The sequence below is a fragment of the Ciceribacter sichuanensis genome (assembly GCF_024055605.1).
GTDB lineage: Bacteria > Pseudomonadota > Alphaproteobacteria > Rhizobiales > Rhizobiaceae > Allorhizobium > Allorhizobium sichuanense.
Window position 1 is genome coordinate 203934 of the sequence record NZ_JAMXLX010000005.1, and the last position, 17176, is coordinate 221109.

The window sequence follows — 17176 nt, forward strand, 5'->3', positions numbered from 1 at the left end:
CATGCCATGACGTTTGCACCACAGATCGACCTTTCGAAAATCAGCGACATCACCCCGGCGGGCTCGGATTACGACACGGTACGCAAGGTGATCGAGATGCTGTCGCTCGATTATCAGGAACAACCGTCGCTCGAGACCATCGCGGCAAGGCTCGGCCAGTCGCCGACCCAGCTGCAGAAGACGTTTACCCGCTGGGCGGGGCTTTCACCGAAGGCTTTCCTGCAGGCCGTGACCCTCGATCACGCCAAGCGGCTGCTCGGACAGGAAGGCATGCCGCTTCTCGAAACTTCCATCGAACTTGGGCTTTCCGGCCCCGGCCGCCTGCACGATCTGTTCGTCACTCACGAGGCTATGAGCCCCGGCGAATGGAAGGCGAAGGGGGGCGGGCTGACGATCCGCTACGGCTTTCATTCCTCACCCTTCGGTCAGGCTCTGGTGATGGTGACGGACAGGGGGCTCGCGGGCCTCGCCTTTGCCGATCCGGGCGAGGAGACCGCCTGTTTCGAGGATATGGCCGGGCGCTGGCCGAATGCGAATTTCATTGCCGACAACTCCGCAACGGAGCCCTATGCCGGCCGTATCTTCGATCCTGCGCGCTGGTGCGACGACCAGCCTTTGAGAGTGGTGCTGATCGGCACTGATTTTCAGGTCAGGGTGTGGGAGAGCCTGTTGCTGATTCCGATCGGCAAGGCGGTCACCTATTCGGATATCGCCGCGAAAATCGGCCAACCGACGGCGAACCGCGCGGTGGGTGCGGCTGTCGGCCGCAATCCTGTTTCCTTCGTGGTTCCCTGCCACCGGGCGCTCGGCAAGAGCGGCGCGCTCACCGGATATCACTGGGGTCTGACGCGCAAGCGCGCCATGCTCGGCTGGGAAGCCGGTCAGGTCGAAAATTAAGTGGGAAACCGTGAACCCGTAAATCGATTGAAACGTTATCCCAAGCGTTCTTGACTTTGCCGTCTTCGGCTGGTGATAGTCTGGCACGTTCCGGCCGGGCCGGTCTAAACCGAGGATGACGACCATGACTTCCAAACTCGAACAGCTTCGCTCCATGACGACGGTTGTCGCCGACACCGGCGACATCGAGGCCGTTGCGCGGCTGAAGCCGGTGGATTGCACCACCAACCCGACCATCGTTCTGAAGGCGCTGGGAACGGATGCCTTTGCCGATGCCTTCAAGGAGGCGATTGCCTGGGGCAAGGCCAAGGGCGGTTCGAGCGAAGCCGTCACCGCTGCGGTTGCCGACCGCCTGGCGATCTCCGTCGGTGCCGCGCTTGCCGGGCTGGTTCCGGGCCGCGTCTCGACAGAAGTTGACGCCGACCTCTCCTTCGACACCAAGGGGTCGATTGCCAAGGCGCATGAAATCATCGCCGGCTACAAGGAACGCGGCATCGAGCGTGACCGCATCCTGATCAAGCTGGCCTCCACCTGGGAAGGCATCCGCGCTGCGGAAGTGCTGCAGAAGGAAGGCATCGACTGCAACCTGACCCTTCTCTTCTCCAAGGCTCAGGCAATCGCCTGCGCCGAAGCGAATGTATTCCTGATTTCGCCTTTCGTTGGTCGCATTCTCGACTGGTACAAGAAGTCGACGGGCGAGAGCTACACCTCGGAAACCGATCCGGGCGTCGTGTCCGTTCGCTCGATCTACAACTATTACAAGGTCAACGGCATCAAGACGATCGTGATGGGCGCTTCCTTCCGCAATGCCGGCGAGATCGAAGCGCTGGCCGGTTGCGACCGCCTGACGATCAGCCCGGCGCTGCTCGATGAGTTGGACAAGGACACGGGTACGCTGACCCAGGTTCTGTCGGCAGACAAGGTAACGGCGGATCCGCTTGTAACGCTCGACGAGAAGGCGTTCCGCTGGGCGCTCAACGAAGATGCGATGGCGACCGAAAAGCTTGCCGAAGGCATCCGCGCATTCGCCAAGGATCTCGGCACCCTGCGCAGCCAGGTTGCCAAGGCCCTTGCCGCCTGATGATCGCCATTTCACCTCCCTGCCTTTCGGGCGGGGAGGTGTTGCTCACCAGTTCATCACGACATTGTCGGGGATGAAGTAGGTTTCCACTCCCCCTATCGTCACCACTGCATTTGCGCCTTCCTTGCGGGAGCGCACTTCCGCGCCATCCTCGCTGGTAAAGCGACCGGCGCGATAGATCAGCGAGCGGACGACGCCATCCGGTGTTTCGATAGCGATTTCGGCGCTGGTGCCGCGGCGCTGCAGCCCGAAGGGGCAACGGAAGAGCCGTGGATCGCGGCCGAAGCGGCAGTTGAAGGCGCCGGTCCGTTCGTAACCGTTGGCTCCCGGCCATGACGGATCGGCCGGATAGGGCCGATAGGCGCCATCAGGTTCCACATATTCATCGCTCACATAGCGACCGTTGACCCAGCCGCTCAGGCGTGGCCGGTCGTAGGTGGCGATCCGACACCAGTAGCCGCCTTCTCGCTCCCGGCAGCCGAGGTTGCGGATCGGCGTTCCTTCCTCCAGCACCCCGATGATGCGGAATGCCGGTCCCGGACCGGAGCGCACGTTCAGCGTATCGCCGGGGCGCAGGCCCATGACGTGCCAGTAGGAAGCATCGTCAGACGGGTTGGAATAGAGGTTCGGCGCCGGGATAACCCGAGGTTCTTCTGCCCTTAGCGTTTGCGGGAGCAGCGCGGCGGCAACTGCCAGAAGGACGGTTGAGAGAAAGAGGGGCGTGGCGCGGCGCATACAGGAACTCCGTTGATCGCGACAGACGATAATACAGCGGCGGTTTTGTCGCCGAATTATCCACGGGGAAGGTAAACGCCAGCCTTGCGCGCGCCTTGGGCGGCAACTTTCATCAGAGATTTTGCGATGCAGCAAAAATGCTTGCTATCAAAATAGATTTTATGCAAATCAATCCACATGAACACAAAATTGCGCAGGGAATTCGGATTTCGTCTCGTCGGGCTCTCGCGCCGCTGGCGTCAGCATGTGGACGAGGGTGTGGCCGCCGTTGGGTTGAGCGATGCGACATGGTCGCCGCTCTTTCATCTGCACAGGATTGGTGACGGTCTGACGCAGAAGGAACTTGCTGCGCACATCGGCCTCGACGGATCGAGCCTCGTCCGGCTGCTCGATATTCTGGAACGGCAGGGATTGGTGGAACGGCGGACCGAAGCCGAGGACCGCAGGGCGAGACGTCTTTATCTGACACCTGCCGGTAAGGAGCGGGTCTCCGCTATTCTGGAGCGGCTGTTGCCCCTCGAGGATGAAATGCTGCAGGATCTCGACGATGCCGAAATTGCGGTGCTGCTCGGCGCTTTCGAAAGGATCGAAGCCCGCATCCGGGCTACGCACGAAACCGGAGAGCACTGACCGATGGTGCAGGCACAACGGATGGCAAAATTCGGTTTCGATCTGCCGCGGCTGAATTTTGCGTTCAGGACAGCCGTTGCCGCCTGTCTGGCGCTGTTCATTGCATGGTTGCTCGGGCTTGAGCATCCCCAGTGGTCGGCAATGACGGTCTGGGCCGCGGCACAGCCCACTCGCGGCCAGCTTTTGGAAAAGGGCGTCTTCCGTGCCCTGGGCACGCTGATCGGTGTCGCGGCCGGGGTTGGTCTCGTGGCTGTTTCCGGGGGAGATCCCCGACCGCTCGTCATCGGCCTTTCGGTCTGGATCGGCCTTTGCGTCGCGGCAGGCAATCTGCTGCGCGGATATGTCTCCTATGGCGCGATGCTGTCGGGTTATTCGGCATCCATGGTGGCGCTGCTCGATACCGGGCATCCGGATCATGTCCTGTCCCTTGGTGCCGACCGTGCGGCGACGATCATGGTGGGCGTCGTTACCGCGTTGGCGGTTGGCTGGCTGCTGACACCGGCTGCCGCCGAAAATGAGATGACTGGCCGGATGCGTCGGGTGACGGCGCGGTTGTTGCGCGACCTTGCTATAGCTCTTCGGTGCGGGAATACCACGACGCTGGGTGACGAACAGCGGGCCCTGCTGGCCGAGATGGCGGCAATCGACGAGGTTCTGGATCCGCATGGAGCCGGCTCGCTGCGTTCGCGTCAGGCGGTTCGCGCCATGCGTACGGTGCTGTCGGTGCAGATATCGCTGCTGCTTGCCGGGCGTCGCGGCGGTCATGGTCGAAACGGAGGGATTGCCGATCTGCTCGATCAGGCTGCGGCCGGTTTCGAGGCGGGCAACGGTTCAGACGGTCCGCTGGCCCGCATCGACGCGGCGGCGTTCTCCTGCCGTGACACCGATCTCGGCGATGCGCTGCAAACGCTGAGCGAGGCCATTCGCGCACATCGCGTGGCACTTGGTCAGCATGTCGAAACGACGACTTCTTCGGGACATGCCAGCCATCCGGTGGTGCTGCACCGCGACTGGATCGGGGCACGTCAGGCATCTATCCGGGCGACGCTCTGCATGCTGCTGGTCGGGCTCCTCTGGGTTGCGACCGGGTGGGAGGCCGCGCCCTTCCTGTTGCTTGGCCTGTCGATCATGACAACGATCTTTTCGACCTTCGATAATCCCGCCCATACGATGCGCTTCGTGCTGATTGGGCAGATTTTCGGCGCGCTCGGGGCGCTCGCCTGCCGGTTCCTCGTCTGGCCGTTTGCAGGCAACGAGCTTCAGGTTGTGCTGCTGACAATGCCGTTCATCCTGGGGGCGTCGTTGTTTTTCTCCCATCGGCGCACGCTTCCCACCGCATTCGACTATGCCATGGTGTCGCTGCTGCTCTTGCACCCGGTCTATCCGCTGACGGGGGATTTTTCCTCGATGTTGTCGGGCGCGATTGCGGTCGTGCTGGCGCCGGTCGTGGCGCTTATCGCCTACAGACTGATTTTTCCGCTCAATGCAGGCAAGCGCCTGGAGACGCTCATCGTCATGATGGTGCACGAGTTGCAGGACATGGCGCGGACGGAGGATGCCTCGCAGCACCGCCTGACGTGGCGAGGTCGCCTGTACCACAGGCTGTTCCGGATGATCCGGTTTGCCGAGCGCAGCGGCGATACGCATCGCGACGTCACTGACGGCGGGCTTGCTGTGCTGTCAGTCGGCTATTCGATCCTCTCCCTGCAGGATCTCGTCCGTTCGGGTGCGTTGACCGATGGCGAGGAGCGGGCCGCCAAGGCGGCCTTGCAGCGGTTGAAGAAGGTGAGCTCGGAGCCTGAAAAGGCCGCGGCCGCGCTGGCGCGGGCTAGTGGCCGGCTCTCCGCGGCGCACCCGCGCGAAAGCACTTCCGTCGCAGGAGCCGCTGCGGCGCTTCGGGCGAACGTCGCTTTCATGAAGCGGGCCGGGTAGGCTGAAAGACAAAGGGGCGTTGCAAAAGCCACACTGCCGCCGACCGCAAGTTTCAGGCTCCAGTGAAGCGCAAAGCATCTCCCCCGTTATGCCTGACTTGATCCGGCATCCAGCGACCTGACGTCCATCGGGTCAAAAGACTCTTCCAGCCCAAGGACTTGGGCTGGCTGGATGCCTGTGACGAGCACAGGCATGACGGCGTGGCAAGCGCCCGTACACCGTCGGGCGCAAATGCGCGGATTTGCCGGCCGTCTGACGGCGCGTTCGATACCGCGCCGTTGACTGCTGTTCAATGCGCGATCATGACGTGGCGGACGGCGGTGTAGTCCTCCAGCGCGTAGACCGACATGTCCTTGCCGTAGCCGGACTGCTTCAGGCCGCCATGGGGCATTTCATTGCACAGCATGAAGTGGGTGTTGATCCAGGTGCAGCCGTAGCGCAGGCGGGAGGCGGTCTTCATGGCGCGGGAAATGTCCTTGGTCCAGACGGACGAGGCGAGGCCGTAGTCGCTGTCGTTCGCCCAGGCGATGGCATCCTCTGTTTCGGAGAAGCGGGTGACGGACACGACCGGGCCGAAGACCTCGCGGCGGACGATCTCGTCGTCCTGCAGGGCGCCGGCGATGACGGTGGGGGTGTAGAAAAAGCCCTTGTCGCCCGAGACCTTGCCGCCGGTGACGACTTCCATGTGCTTGTGCTCGGCGGCGCGGGTGACGAAGCTCTCCACGCGGTCGCGCTGGCGCTTCGAGATCAGCGGGCCGATCTCGTCTTCGGTGTCGTCGGCCTGGTTGAACTTCAGCGTCGAGACCGCGGAGGCGAGGTCGGCGACGAAATTGTCATAGACCTTGTCGGCGGCATAGATGCGGCAGGCGGCGGTGCAGTCCTGACCGGCATTGTAATAACCGAAGGTGCGGATGGCGGAGACGACGGCGTCGATGTCGGCATCGTCATAGACGATGACCGGGGCCTTGCCGCCGAGTTCGAGATGGGTTCGCTTGACGGTCTTCGACGCAGCCGCCAGCACCTTCTTGCCGGTGGCGATGTCGCCGGTGATCGACACCATGCCGATCTTCGGGTGGTTGATGAGCGCGTTTCCGACGCTCTCGCCGCGGCCGAGCACGACGTTGACCACGCCTTCCGGCAGGATGTCGGCGAGAAGCTTCGCCATCTTGAGAGCGGTGAGCGGGGTCTGTTCGGAGGGCTTGAAGACCACGGTATTGCCGCCGGCGATTGCGGGGGCGAGCTTCCATGCCATCATCATCAGCGGGTAGTTCCACGGCGCGATGGAGCCGACGATGCCGACCGGATCGCGGCGGATCATCGAGGTAAAGCCCGGCAGGTATTCGCCGGCGACCGGCGCATGCAGCGAGCGGATGGCGCCGGCGAAGAAGCGCCAGCAATCGACGATGGCGGGGATCTCGTCATTCCTCACGGCATTGATCGGCTTGCCGCAATTGAGGCTTTCCAGCGCTGCGAAGCCGTCGGCATCCTTCTCGATGGCATCGGCAATCGCCAGCAGGTAGGCGGAACGCTGGCCGGGTGTGGTGGCGGCCCAGTTGTCGAAGGCCTTTTCGGCTGCATCGACGGCGGCGTCGATCTGGCCGAGCGAGGCTTCGGGCAGGTCGAGGATCACTTCCCCGGTTTTGGGGTTGAGGATCTTTTCCTCGGTTTCCGTGCCGGCCTCGAATTTCGCGCCGATCAGCATTTGCGTGTCCATGTCGGTTCTCCCTCAGTCTTGAATGGTCGTTATTTCCCGCTGCCGGCAACGTTGTCGGTATCGCGGGTCAGGTAATAGGCGCCGAGGATCGGCAGGAAGGTGACGATCACCACGAGCATGGCGACAACGTTGGTCACAGGCCGCTGGCGCGGACGGATCAGTTCTTCCAGCATCCAGATCGGCAGGGTGGATTGCTGGCCGCCGGTGAAGGTCGTGACGATGACCTCATCGAAGGACAGGGCGAAGGCCAGCATCCCGCCGGCCAGAAGTGCCGTCGCGATGTTCGGCAGGACCACGTAGCGGAAGGTCTGGAAACCGTCGGCACCGAGGTCCATCGAGGCCTCGATCAGCGAGCCGGAGGTGCGGCGGAAGCGGGCGACGGCATTGTTGTAAACCACGACCACGCAGAAGGTGCCGTGGCCGAGAATGATCGTCCACATCGAATAGGGGATTTCGGCCAATGAGAAGGCCGAGCGCAGCGCGATACCGGTGATGATGCCGGGAAGCGCGATGGGCAGGATGACGAGCAACGAGATCGCTTCCCGGCCAAAGAAGGCGGTGCGGGCGACGGCTGCGGCGGCAAGCGTACCGAGCACCAGCGCGATGGCGGTTGCGATGGAGGCGACCTTGAGCGAGAGGGTCAGCGCCTCCCATACATCGGGACGGTTCCAGGCAACGGAGAACCATTGCGTGGTGAAGCCCGGCGGCGGCCATTGGAAGCTCTTCTCTTCCGTGGTGAAGGCGTAGACGAAGATCAGCAGGATCGGCAGGTGCAGGAAGGCGAGACCGCCTGCAGTTGCAAGTTTCAGGGGCCAGCCGGCGCCGTTGTTATTGTCAGAGCGCATCGAAGGCCCCCATGCGTTTGGCGATCCAGAGATAGATGCCCATGATGACGATCGGCACGACCGAGAAGGCGGCGGCAAGCGGCACATTGCCGGCCGTGCCCTGCTGCGTGTAGACGGCCTGCCCTATGAAGAGGCGCGATGAGCCGATGATCTGCGGGATGATGTAGTCGCCGAGCGTCAGCGAGAAGGTGAAGATCGAGCCGGCGATGATGCCCGGTAGCGCCAGCGGAAACAGCACGTGGCGGAATGTCTGGTCCGGTTTCGCGCCGAGATCGGCGGAAGCCTCGATCAGATTGCCGGGCACGCGCTCCAGCGCTGCCTGCGTCGGCAGGATCATGTAGGGCAGCCAGACATAGACGAAGACGATGAAGGTGCCGATGTAGCTGATCGAAAGCGAGTTGCCGCCGATGACGGGCAAAGCGAGCACTCCATCGAGAAGCCAGGACAGGTGAAGCTTGGCGAAGGCCCAGGTGAGAATGCCTTCCTTGGCGAGGATCAGCTTCCAGGCATAGACCTTTACGAGATAGCTGGACCACAGCGGCAGCATGATGCCGATATAGAAGAAGGCCTTCCATTTACCCTTGGCATGGCGTGCCGCGTAATAGGCAATAGGAAAGGCGAGCACTGCGGAGGCGAGCGTGACGGCAATCGCCATCAGCAGGGTGCGCAGGATGATGTCGAAATTCGAGGGTATGAGCAGCTGTTCATAGGTCGCGAGCGTGAACTCGTAATTGATCATCCCGGAGAATTCGTCGATCGCGAAGAAACTCTGCAGGAGAAGCGCGATCAGCGAACCGACATAAATGACGCCGAGCCAGAGCAGTGGCGGCACCAGCATCAGCACCAGCAGCAAGGCGGGGCGTCGCCAGAAGAGATCGGATGCGCGGCGCAAGGGGCCGTTGCCGGCCGGAAGGATCGAGGTCGCCGAAAGATCGGTCATGCCGCGCCATCCATGTAATGGAGGTCTGCGGGCTTCCAGCCGATAGAGGTGCTGTCGCCGACCGCGGGGACAGGCTGACCGGCGGGGACCATGACGTTCAGCGAAATCTTGTCGATCGTGAGCGAGATGCGGGTCGCTGCTCCGAGGAAGCTGTGGGAGCGGACGGTTGCCATAACGTCGCCTTCGGAAACGATCCGGATCGCCTCGGGACGGAGGCTTGCCCATTTTTCCTCGCCACCCAGCCGTTTCGTTTCGGCCGGCGTCAGGATGTTGGAGGAGCCGACGAAATCCGCGACGAAGCGGGTCTTCGGGCGATTGTAGATCTCTTCCGGCGTGCCGGCCTGGACGATCCTGCCTTCGTTGAAGACGGCGACGCGGTCGGCCATGGAGAGGGCTTCACCCTGGTCGTGGGTGACGAAGATGAAGGTGATGCCGAGAGAGCGCTGCAGGGTTTTCAGCTCCTCCTGCATGCTTTCGCGAAGCTTCAGGTCGAGTGCGCCGAGAGGTTCGTCGAGTAGCAGAACCTGGGGCTTGTTGACGAGCGCGCGTGCGAGCGCCACGCGCTGCCGCTGGCCGCCGGAAAGCTGGCCCGGCTTGCGGGTGCCATAGCCGGGTAGCTTGACGAGATCCAGAGCCTGCTCGGCCATCTGCAGCCGTTCGGATTTCTCGACACCCTTGACCATCAGCCCGTAGGCGACGTTGTCGAGGATGTTGAGGTGCGGGAAGAGGGCATAGTCCTGGAATACCGTGTTGACGTTGCGGCGATAGGGCGGAACGCCCTCCGCCGTTTCGCCGAAGATCTCGATGTGGCCGGCGCTGGGCTGTTCGAAGCCGGCAATCAGACGCAGGCACGTCGTCTTGCCGGAGCCGGACGGGCCAAGCATGGCAAAGAACTCGCCGGGCGCGATCACGAGATCGACGGCATCGACTGCCTTGACGGTGCCGAAATGGCGCGACACCTGCGAGAATTCAACGGCTGCGGTCATGGGTACTCCGGGAGAATAGTTGCTCGGCATGAGGCCGACGGGATCCTTTACCCTCCCCTTGAGGGGGAGGGTCGGACCGAAGGGCCGGGGTGGTGATGTCTTGATATGGCTGTCGCCGGCAGGATCACCCCCACCCGCGCATTCGCGCGACCTCCCCCCTCAAGGGGGAGGTGGAAGGATCAGCGGCCGCCGATCACGCCGATATAATCCGATACCCAGCGATGGTAAGGCACGCACTCGCCCTGGCTTTCGCACTTCGAGGTCGGGGTGCGCCAGAACTTGATCTTGTCGAAGTTCTCGTAGCCGTTGGTCTTGCAGCCCTCGTCGCCGTAGAGTTCGTTGCCCTTGCAGGCAGCCGGAACGGAGGGAACGGTGCCGAACCAGGCGGAGACGTCACCCTGAACCTTGGGCGACAGCGAATGCTCCATCCACATATAGGCGCAGTTCGGATGCTCGCTGTCGACGTGAAGCATGGTGGTGTCGGCCCAGCCGGTCACGCCTTCCTCGGGGAAGGTCGAGTCGATCTTGGCGCCTTCGGCCTTCATCAGGTTGACCTGGAACGGCCAGGAGCCGGACGCGACCACGCCTTCGTTCTTGAAGTCGTCGATCTGGATCATGGCGTCGTGCCAGTAACGGCCGACGAGCTGACGCTGTCCGCGTAGCAGGTCGAGAGCAGCCTTGTACTGGTCCTCGTTCAGCTCGTAGGGGTCCTTGATGCCGAGTTCCGGCTTGTGCTTCATCAGGTAGAGGGCGGCATCGGCAACGTAGATCGGGCCGTCATAGGCCTGCACGCGGCCCTTGTTCGACTTGCCGTCCGGCAGGGTCTGCTCTTCGAAAACGACGTTCCAGCTCTTCGGAGCCTCGCCCTTGAAGGCTTCGGTATTGTACATCAGCACGTTCGCGCCCCAGACATAGGGCGTACCGTAATGCACCCCCTTGACGGTGTGCCACGGTGCGTTCTGCAGGCGTTCGTCGATGGTCTTCCACGAAGGGATGAGGTCGGTGTTGATCGGCTGGACGCGCTTGCCGGCGACGAGGCGCAGCGATGCGTCGCCAGAAGCGGTGACGAGGTCGAAGCCGCCTTCATTCATCAGAGCGACCATTTCGTCGGAGGTGGCCGCGGTCTTGACCGACACCTTGCAGCCCGTCTCGGCTTCGAACTTGGTGACCCAGTCGTAGCTCTTGTCGGTTTCGCCGCGCTCGATGTAACCGGCCCAGGCAACGATGGAGAGTGCGCCTTCGCCCTTGCCGAGCTCCTTCAGGGGCTCCTGGGCTACGGAAGCCGTGGCAAAGCTGAGTACGGCAGTGATGGCCGTGCACGAATGCAGAAATTTCTTCATGGCAATTTCTCCCGGTTCGGGGCCGCCTTATCGCGGCGTTTGTTCCCGAGAATGAAGGTGACGCGAAATTGCCGCATTCGCAAATTCATTTGTCAGAAAGTCGCTATCGGTTTTTCCGAAATCTGATGCCGTCGCCCCTCATCCGGTTACCGCCACCTTCTCCCCGCAAGCAGGGAGAAGGACGATGGGGCCGCCGTTCTGCCTCCCTCTCTCCCGCTTGCGGGGAGAAGGTCCCGGCAGGGGGATGAGGGGCGGATGGCCAATGATTTAACCTTACCGTCCCCGCCCGCTTCTGAGCGCCTCGGCAATGCCGACGAAATCGCGTGCTGCCTGGGGCAGGCTCGAACCCTTGCGCCAGACCATGCCGACCTGAACGACGGGCAGGGCGCCGGAGACGTCGCGGCTTTCGATGCGGTCGCCTTCCAGCGACCATGGGCGGTAGACGAGATCGGGCAGCAGGGCTACGCCGGCACCGGTCGCCACGAGACTTCGGACCGCTTCGACCGAGCGGGTTCGGAAGGCGACGTGTGGCCGGGCGCCGAGTGCGGCGAGCAGCTTGCCGGTGTTCTCCTCGATTTCGTCGATGGTCAGCATGATCAGCGGTTCGCGGGCAATGTCGGCGCTTGAGATGATGTCCGCCGACACCAGCGGGTGCCCCATGGGCAGCCAGAGGCGATAGGGTGAGGTCTCGAGAATTTCCGCCTGCAGGGCCATGCGGTCGCGCAGGTTGGAAATGACCATGACGGCCACGTCCAGTTCGCCGCCGATCAGCAGATGTTCCAGATAGGAGCCGTTGTCCTCGATGGCCGAGACCTCGACGCCAGGACAGGCGCGGCGATAGCGCGCGAGAAGATCGGAGAGCACATAGCCCGCAACAAGCGAGGTGACGCCGATATTGAGCTTGCCGCCGGCATTCTCCTTGGTTTCCGAAAAGGCGTTGCGGGCGTCCGAGACCGTCGCAAGGATCTTCGTTGCGTGGCGCAGGAACTGGTGGCCGTTATGGGTGATCGACAGGCCGCGCGGATGGCGCTCGAACAATTCCACGCCAAGGTCGCCTTCCAGTTCCTTGATCGCCTCGGTGACGGAGGACTGGGAAATGGAGAGATTCTGGGCGGCGCGCGTCACCGAACCCTGTTCGGCGACGGCGATAAAATACTGCAACTGGCGAAGGGTGAAGGCCATGCGGTGTTTAGACCATGGCTTGCAGAGTGTCGCAAGCGGGGCGGGAGACCATCATTACCGCAGGGCAGCCTTGCAAAGATGCAACTTTGCAAATGTCAGGATGCCGATAATATGACATTCTCTCCCATTGTGCTCCATGCATTTTCCCGACTGCGACCCCCGATGAAATCCACGCCGCTTGGCTATCTCTTTGCCCTTACGGCTTTTACCGTTTTTGCCGCTCAGGACGGGATCTCTAAACATCTCGGGGAAAGTTATTCTCCTGTAGTGGTGGCGGTCGTGCGTTACTGGGCGTTTGCCGCCTTCGCCATGTTTCTTGCCCTGCGTTCGGGCGGCGGGTTGAGGACTGCGGTCCGGACGCAAAGGCCGATCCTGCAGATCCTGCGCGGGCTGCTGCTCGGTGGACAGATCCTCGTATCGGTTGCCGCGTTTCATTATGCGGGTCTGGCGCAGTCGCAGGCGATTTTCGCTTCTGCTCCGATTTTCGTGGCGCTCCTATCAGTGCCGCTTCTTGGCGAAAAGGTCGGCTGGCGACGGTGGACGGCGATCGGCGTCGGCCTGTGCGGGGTGGTCCTGATCCTGTCTCCGGGGCCGGCCGGCTTCAACGGCTATGTCGTCCTGCCGCTGATGTGCGCGATCTTCGGCGCGGTCTACGGCATTCTGACCCGGCTCGTCAGCCGGGTGGATCAGCCGGTGACAAGCTTCTTCTATATGTGCATGGTCGGCTTCGTCTGTACCAATGCGATCGCGCCCGCCTTCTTCACGCCGATTGCCGCAAAGGACTGGGGCTGGATGCTGGCGCTGTGCTGCACCGGCATCATCGGGCATTTCTCCCTCATCAAGGCCTATGACAAGCTGAGCGCCGTAGTGCTGCAGCCGATCGCCTACTGGCAGCTTGTGCTCGGTTCGGGGATCGCTGTCGCGGTGTTTGGCGAAACGCTGCGATTCAACATGATTCTCGGATCGGTGATCGTTGTCGCCGCGGGAATTTTCACCGTCTGGCGGGAGCAGGTCGTGGCCCGCAGGAATGCGGCGGAAGCTGCTGCAGGTCGTTGATCGGCAAACCGGCTGTCGATCGAAATCTTGCTCGACCATTTTTGGCTCTAAGTCCGAATTTGCTGAAAACTTTATTGACCGATTCAGTCCGTTATTCAAAAAACGGACTGAAAGATTCTGTTTATATATTCGAAGTTGTTAATTTATGCGCGTGGCTTTGTTTGCGCGGATGAATGCTTCGGGGGGGGGGGGGCTTCTTCGTGAAATCTGATCGTTACACCCGGCTTGGTCGTCTGTCTTCGACAAGCATTCTGGCTCTTTCCTTTGCCTGCGGATTGTCCTCGATGGCGCAGGCAGATTCCGTCTTTTGGTCGGGCACGGCGGGCGACAACGACTGGTTCAATAACGCCAACTGGGTTTGGGGCGGACATACTCCCGCTGCCGGAGACGATGCACGTATCGATACGACAGGCGTTTTGCTCGGTGGTGCCGCCGGTTTCGCGGGCAATCTCTTCGTTGGCCTCGGTTCTACGGCCGATCTGAGCGTTCAGAGTGATTTGACAACCGGATCAGCTTCGCTCGGCTGGAGCGCCGGTTCGCAGGGGACGGTGTCGATCAGCGGGGCCGGAAATGTCTGGAACAATTCTTCCTCGATCACGGTTGGTAATGACGGAACGGGCCTCATCAATATTCTGGATGGGGCTGAGGTCGCTTCCGGCTCGTTCTATATCGGCGGAGGCCCCGCAGGCGCGGGAACCGTGACGCTTCAGGACAATTCCAAGCTCTTCGCGACGGGATATCTTTACGTTGGTTACGGCGGCGGTGCTGTGGATGGCGCGGACGGGCACCTTTATATCTATTCCGGCTCGGATGCGACGAGCGTGAATGGCGTTATCGCGGATGGCCTGAATACCACGGGTGCCGTGCTCGTCGACGGCGCGGGGTCAACCTGGAACAATCTCTCTCTTCTGGTGGTCGGCGGCGGTGGGGTTGGGACGCTGGACATTACCGACGGCGGTTATGTTCACAGCGGCAGTGCGACGATCGCCAATCTGGCCACGGCCTCCGGCAGCACCGTCACTGTGGACGGTCCGGGCAGCGAGTGGTCGATCGACACGTCGCTCGTCGTTGGCGGCAGCACCGAGGGGTATCTTGATATCACGAATGGCGGCGTCGTTGGAGCGGCGACCGCTTCGCTGGGCTATGCGAGCGGCGGAAACGGTCATGTCTCGGTAGCCGGCGCGAACAGCACATGGACGGTCACAAGCGATCTTTACGTCGGGCTGGACGGGACGGGCGATGTCTCCGTCGAAGCTTCCGGACTTGTGGAAGCCGGAGCCGTCTATCTCGGTTACGCGAACGCTGCCGTCGGCGCGATCACTGTCGACGATGCGGTCCTGAATGTCACCGATCGCATCGGCGTCGGCTATGACGGTACCGGCACGCTGACCGTTCGGGACGGCGGCACGGTACATTCGGATGGCGCCATCCTCGGCTGGAACGCGACGGGCCACGGCACCGCCTCGGTGAGCGGGACCGGCAGCCGCTGGGAAAACACGGATACGCTCTATGTCGGTAATCTCGGCGACGGTTTCCTGACGATTGCCGCCGGTGGCGTCGTCACCAGCACGGACGGTTATGTCGGTACTGAAAACGGCTCCGACAGCGAGGCGACGGTGACGGGCGCGGGCTCGTCCTGGGAGATGAGCGGCGCGTTCCTCGTCGGCCACAACACCGGTTCGCAAGGCACGGTGACCATTTCCGCCGGCGGCTCCATCAGTGCGCTTCAGGGCATTCTGGGCGATCTTGCCGGTTCGGTCGGTACGATGACGGTCACGGGAGCAGGCTCGACATGGTCCGCACTCGTCGATTCTTCCGTGCTCTATTCGGGTGATCTCAATGTCGGCCGCTTCGGTACGGGTTATCTGACCGTCACCGACGGCGGCTCCGTCGTCGGCAATCGCCTGCATATCGGCAATGAAGCCGGCTCCTCCGGTACCGTAGCCGTGTCGGGCGCCGGTTCGAACCTCACGATCGCGGGGCGGCTTTCGGTCGGGATTGAGGGTGATGGCGTGTTGACGGTGTCGAATGACGCGACCGTCAGTGCGGACCGGATCGTAATCGCCGACGACGCGACATCGAGCGGTACACTCAATATCGGCGCAGCGAGGGGGCAGACTGCTTCCGCTGCCGGCACGATCAATGCCTCGACCGTGGTCTTCGGAGACGGGGACGGCGAAATCGTCTTCAATCACACGGGCAGCAGCTATGTCTTCGCCTCCGATGTGGAGGGCACGGGGACGCTGTCCTTCCTGTCCGGCCTTACCAAGCTGACCGGCGACTATTCCGCTTTCACCGGGGACCTGAGCATCGCGGGCGGTCTGGTTTCTGTGAATACCTCGACGCTGACGGCCGTCGCCAACGTTCTCTCGGGTGCCACGCTCGGCGGTTCCGGCACGCTCGGTAATGTGGCTGTCGCAAGCGGTGGTACGGTCGCGCCCGGCAATTCGATCGGCACGCTGACCGTTGCCAATATCAGCTTCGCCTCGGGCTCCACCTATTCCGTCGAGATCGACGATGCCGGCCGCAGCGACCTTCTGCATGCGACGGGAACGGCCACCATCAACTCCGGCGCCAGCGTCTATTTCGGTCCGGAGAACGGCACGGACGACGGCAGCACCTATTCCATCGGTACCGTCTATACGATCCTGACGGCGGATGGCGGGGTGTCCGGCACCTTCGGTTCGATCTCGGACGGCTTCGTCTTCCTCGATGGCACGCTGATCTACGATGCCAACAACATCTACCTGACGCTGTCGCGCAACGGTACGAGCTTTGCGAGTCTTGGGCAGACCCGCAACCAGATCGCCGTCGGTACCGCGCTCGACAGCATGGCGAGCGGCGATCCGGTGCAGAGCATCGTGGCGGGTCTCGGTGAAAGCGCCGTCCGTCCGGCCTATGACGCGCTGTCGGGCGAAATCCATGCTTCCGCCAAGGGCATGCTGGTCGATGACAGCCGCTTTGTCCGCGACGGCCTGAACGCCCGGCTCCTTGCCGGCGAGGCAACCGGAGAGCGCGGTTTCTGGATGTCCTCCTTCGGCTCCTGGGCAAAGGCGGACAGCGACGGCAATGCCGCCTCTCTCGAACACAATACGGGCGGCTTCCTCGGGGGTGCCGATGCGGTATTCCTCGAAGACTGGCGTCTCGGTCTTGCCGGCGGCTACAGCCGGACCAGCTTCGATGTGGATGGTCGCAATTCGTCGGGAACGTCGGACAATTACTCCTTGGGCGTCTATGGCGGCCGTTCGCTCGGCGCGTTCGATCTGAGGTTCGGCGGGGCCTATACCTGGCACCAGATTTCGACCGATCGATCCGTCGATATCGGCAGCTTCAGCGAGGATCTCGATGCCGACTACGATGCTTCGACCGCACAGTTCTTCGGCGAGGCAAGCTACGGCATAGACACGGGCATCGGTCATTTCTCGCCGTTTGCTGGGCTTGCCCATGTGCTGCTGCACACGGACCGCATGACCGAGACAGGTGGTGATGCGGCGATTTCCGCGGCAAGCGACGACTACGCCGTGACCTATTCGACGCTTGGTCTCAGGGCCTCCGCTCCGGTCGATCTGGGTGGCATGCCCATCGGTTTGCAGGGCATGGTCGGCTGGCGTCATGCGTTCGGCGATGCAACGCCGACCTCGGAACACGCCTTTGCGACGGGCGACGCCTTTACTGTTGCCGGTACACCGATTGCGCGCGATGTCGCGGTCTTCGAGGCGGGCCTTTCCGTTTCGCTGTCCAAAACGGCGACCTTCGGGGTTTCCTATGCCGGCCAGGCCGGTGGCGGCGATTGGGAACAGCAGATCAAGGGCCGCTTCGACGTTCGGTTCTGATCGAC

13 protein-coding genes are annotated in these 17176 nt (G+C 62.4%); 6 read left to right on the forward strand and 7 right to left on the reverse strand.

Annotated elements, in window-relative coordinates; genetic code table 11:
- Positions 1 to 6 precede the first annotated feature (6 nt).
- Both NBH21_RS16455 and tal read left to right on the forward strand, forming a co-directional pair.
- The gene (locus tag NBH21_RS16455; protein WP_250915328.1) at positions 7 to 897 is read left to right on the forward strand and encodes a methylated-DNA--[protein]-cysteine S-methyltransferase; all 891 of its coding nucleotides are present in this window, start codon (positions 7 to 9) and stop codon (positions 895 to 897) included.
- Between the two features lie 124 nt (positions 898 to 1021).
- The gene (gene tal / locus NBH21_RS16460; RefSeq protein WP_250915329.1) at positions 1022 to 1978 is read left to right on the forward strand and encodes a transaldolase; all 957 of its coding nucleotides are present in this window, start codon (positions 1022 to 1024) and stop codon (positions 1976 to 1978) included.
- Between the two features lie 45 nt (positions 1979 to 2023).
- Here the strand turns inward: tal and NBH21_RS16465 are convergent, their stop codons facing one another.
- Positions 2024 to 2713: an SH3 domain-containing protein gene (locus NBH21_RS16465; protein WP_250915330.1), complete on the reverse strand. Its 690-nt coding sequence runs from the start codon at positions 2711 to 2713 to the stop codon at positions 2024 to 2026.
- A gap of 177 nt (positions 2714 to 2890) precedes the next feature.
- Here NBH21_RS16465 and NBH21_RS16470 point away from each other — a divergent pair, with 177 nt between their 5' ends.
- Entirely contained in the window at positions 2891 to 3343 is a 453-nt protein-coding gene (locus NBH21_RS16470) for a MarR family winged helix-turn-helix transcriptional regulator (RefSeq protein WP_250915331.1), read from the forward strand.
- 21 nt (positions 3344 to 3364) lie between these two features.
- The gene (locus NBH21_RS16475; protein WP_250915332.1) at positions 3365 to 5275 is read left to right on the forward strand and encodes an FUSC family protein; all 1911 of its coding nucleotides are present in this window, start codon (positions 3365 to 3367) and stop codon (positions 5273 to 5275) included.
- A gap of 289 nt (positions 5276 to 5564) precedes the next feature.
- On the opposite strand, the gene NBH21_RS16480 is transcribed toward NBH21_RS16475, so the two are convergent.
- The 6 genes from NBH21_RS16480 to NBH21_RS16505 form a co-directional block, all read right to left on the reverse strand.
- A complete protein-coding gene (locus NBH21_RS16480; protein WP_250915333.1) occupies positions 5565 to 6989 on the reverse strand; it encodes a gamma-aminobutyraldehyde dehydrogenase in 1425 nt (474 codons plus the stop codon).
- Between the two features lie 29 nt (positions 6990 to 7018).
- Positions 7019 to 7834, reverse strand: a complete 816-nt coding sequence (locus NBH21_RS16485; protein ID WP_250915334.1) for an ABC transporter permease — start codon at positions 7832 to 7834, stop codon at positions 7019 to 7021.
- Positions 7824 to 8774, reverse strand: a complete 951-nt coding sequence (locus NBH21_RS16490) for an ABC transporter permease (RefSeq protein ID WP_250915335.1) — start codon at positions 8772 to 8774, stop codon at positions 7824 to 7826. Before NBH21_RS16490 ends, NBH21_RS16485 begins: the two co-directional genes overlap by 11 nt.
- On the reverse strand, positions 8771 to 9760 hold the full coding sequence (locus NBH21_RS16495) for an ABC transporter ATP-binding protein (RefSeq protein ID WP_250915336.1): 990 nt from the start codon (positions 9758 to 9760) through the stop codon (positions 8771 to 8773). Before NBH21_RS16495 ends, NBH21_RS16490 begins: the two co-directional genes overlap by 4 nt.
- A 179-nt stretch (positions 9761 to 9939) precedes the next feature.
- Positions 9940 to 11100, reverse strand: a complete 1161-nt coding sequence (locus tag NBH21_RS16500; RefSeq protein ID WP_250915337.1) for an ABC transporter substrate-binding protein — start codon at positions 11098 to 11100, stop codon at positions 9940 to 9942.
- Between the two features lie 273 nt (positions 11101 to 11373).
- Positions 11374 to 12282 (reverse strand): LysR family transcriptional regulator, encoded by a 909-nt coding sequence (locus NBH21_RS16505; protein WP_250915338.1) that lies wholly within the window; start codon positions 12280 to 12282, stop codon positions 11374 to 11376.
- Between the two features lie 162 nt (positions 12283 to 12444).
- Here NBH21_RS16505 and NBH21_RS16510 point away from each other — a divergent pair, with 162 nt between their 5' ends.
- Together NBH21_RS16510 and NBH21_RS16515 are read left to right on the forward strand one after the other, a co-directional pair.
- Positions 12445 to 13338, forward strand: a complete 894-nt coding sequence (locus NBH21_RS16510; RefSeq protein ID WP_250915339.1) for a DMT family transporter — start codon at positions 12445 to 12447, stop codon at positions 13336 to 13338.
- Positions 13339 to 13538: 200 nt separating this feature from the next.
- On the forward strand, positions 13539 to 17171 hold the full coding sequence (locus NBH21_RS16515) for an autotransporter domain-containing protein (RefSeq protein ID WP_250915340.1): 3633 nt from the start codon (positions 13539 to 13541) through the stop codon (positions 17169 to 17171).
- The last annotated feature ends 5 nt before the right edge of the window (positions 17172 to 17176 follow it).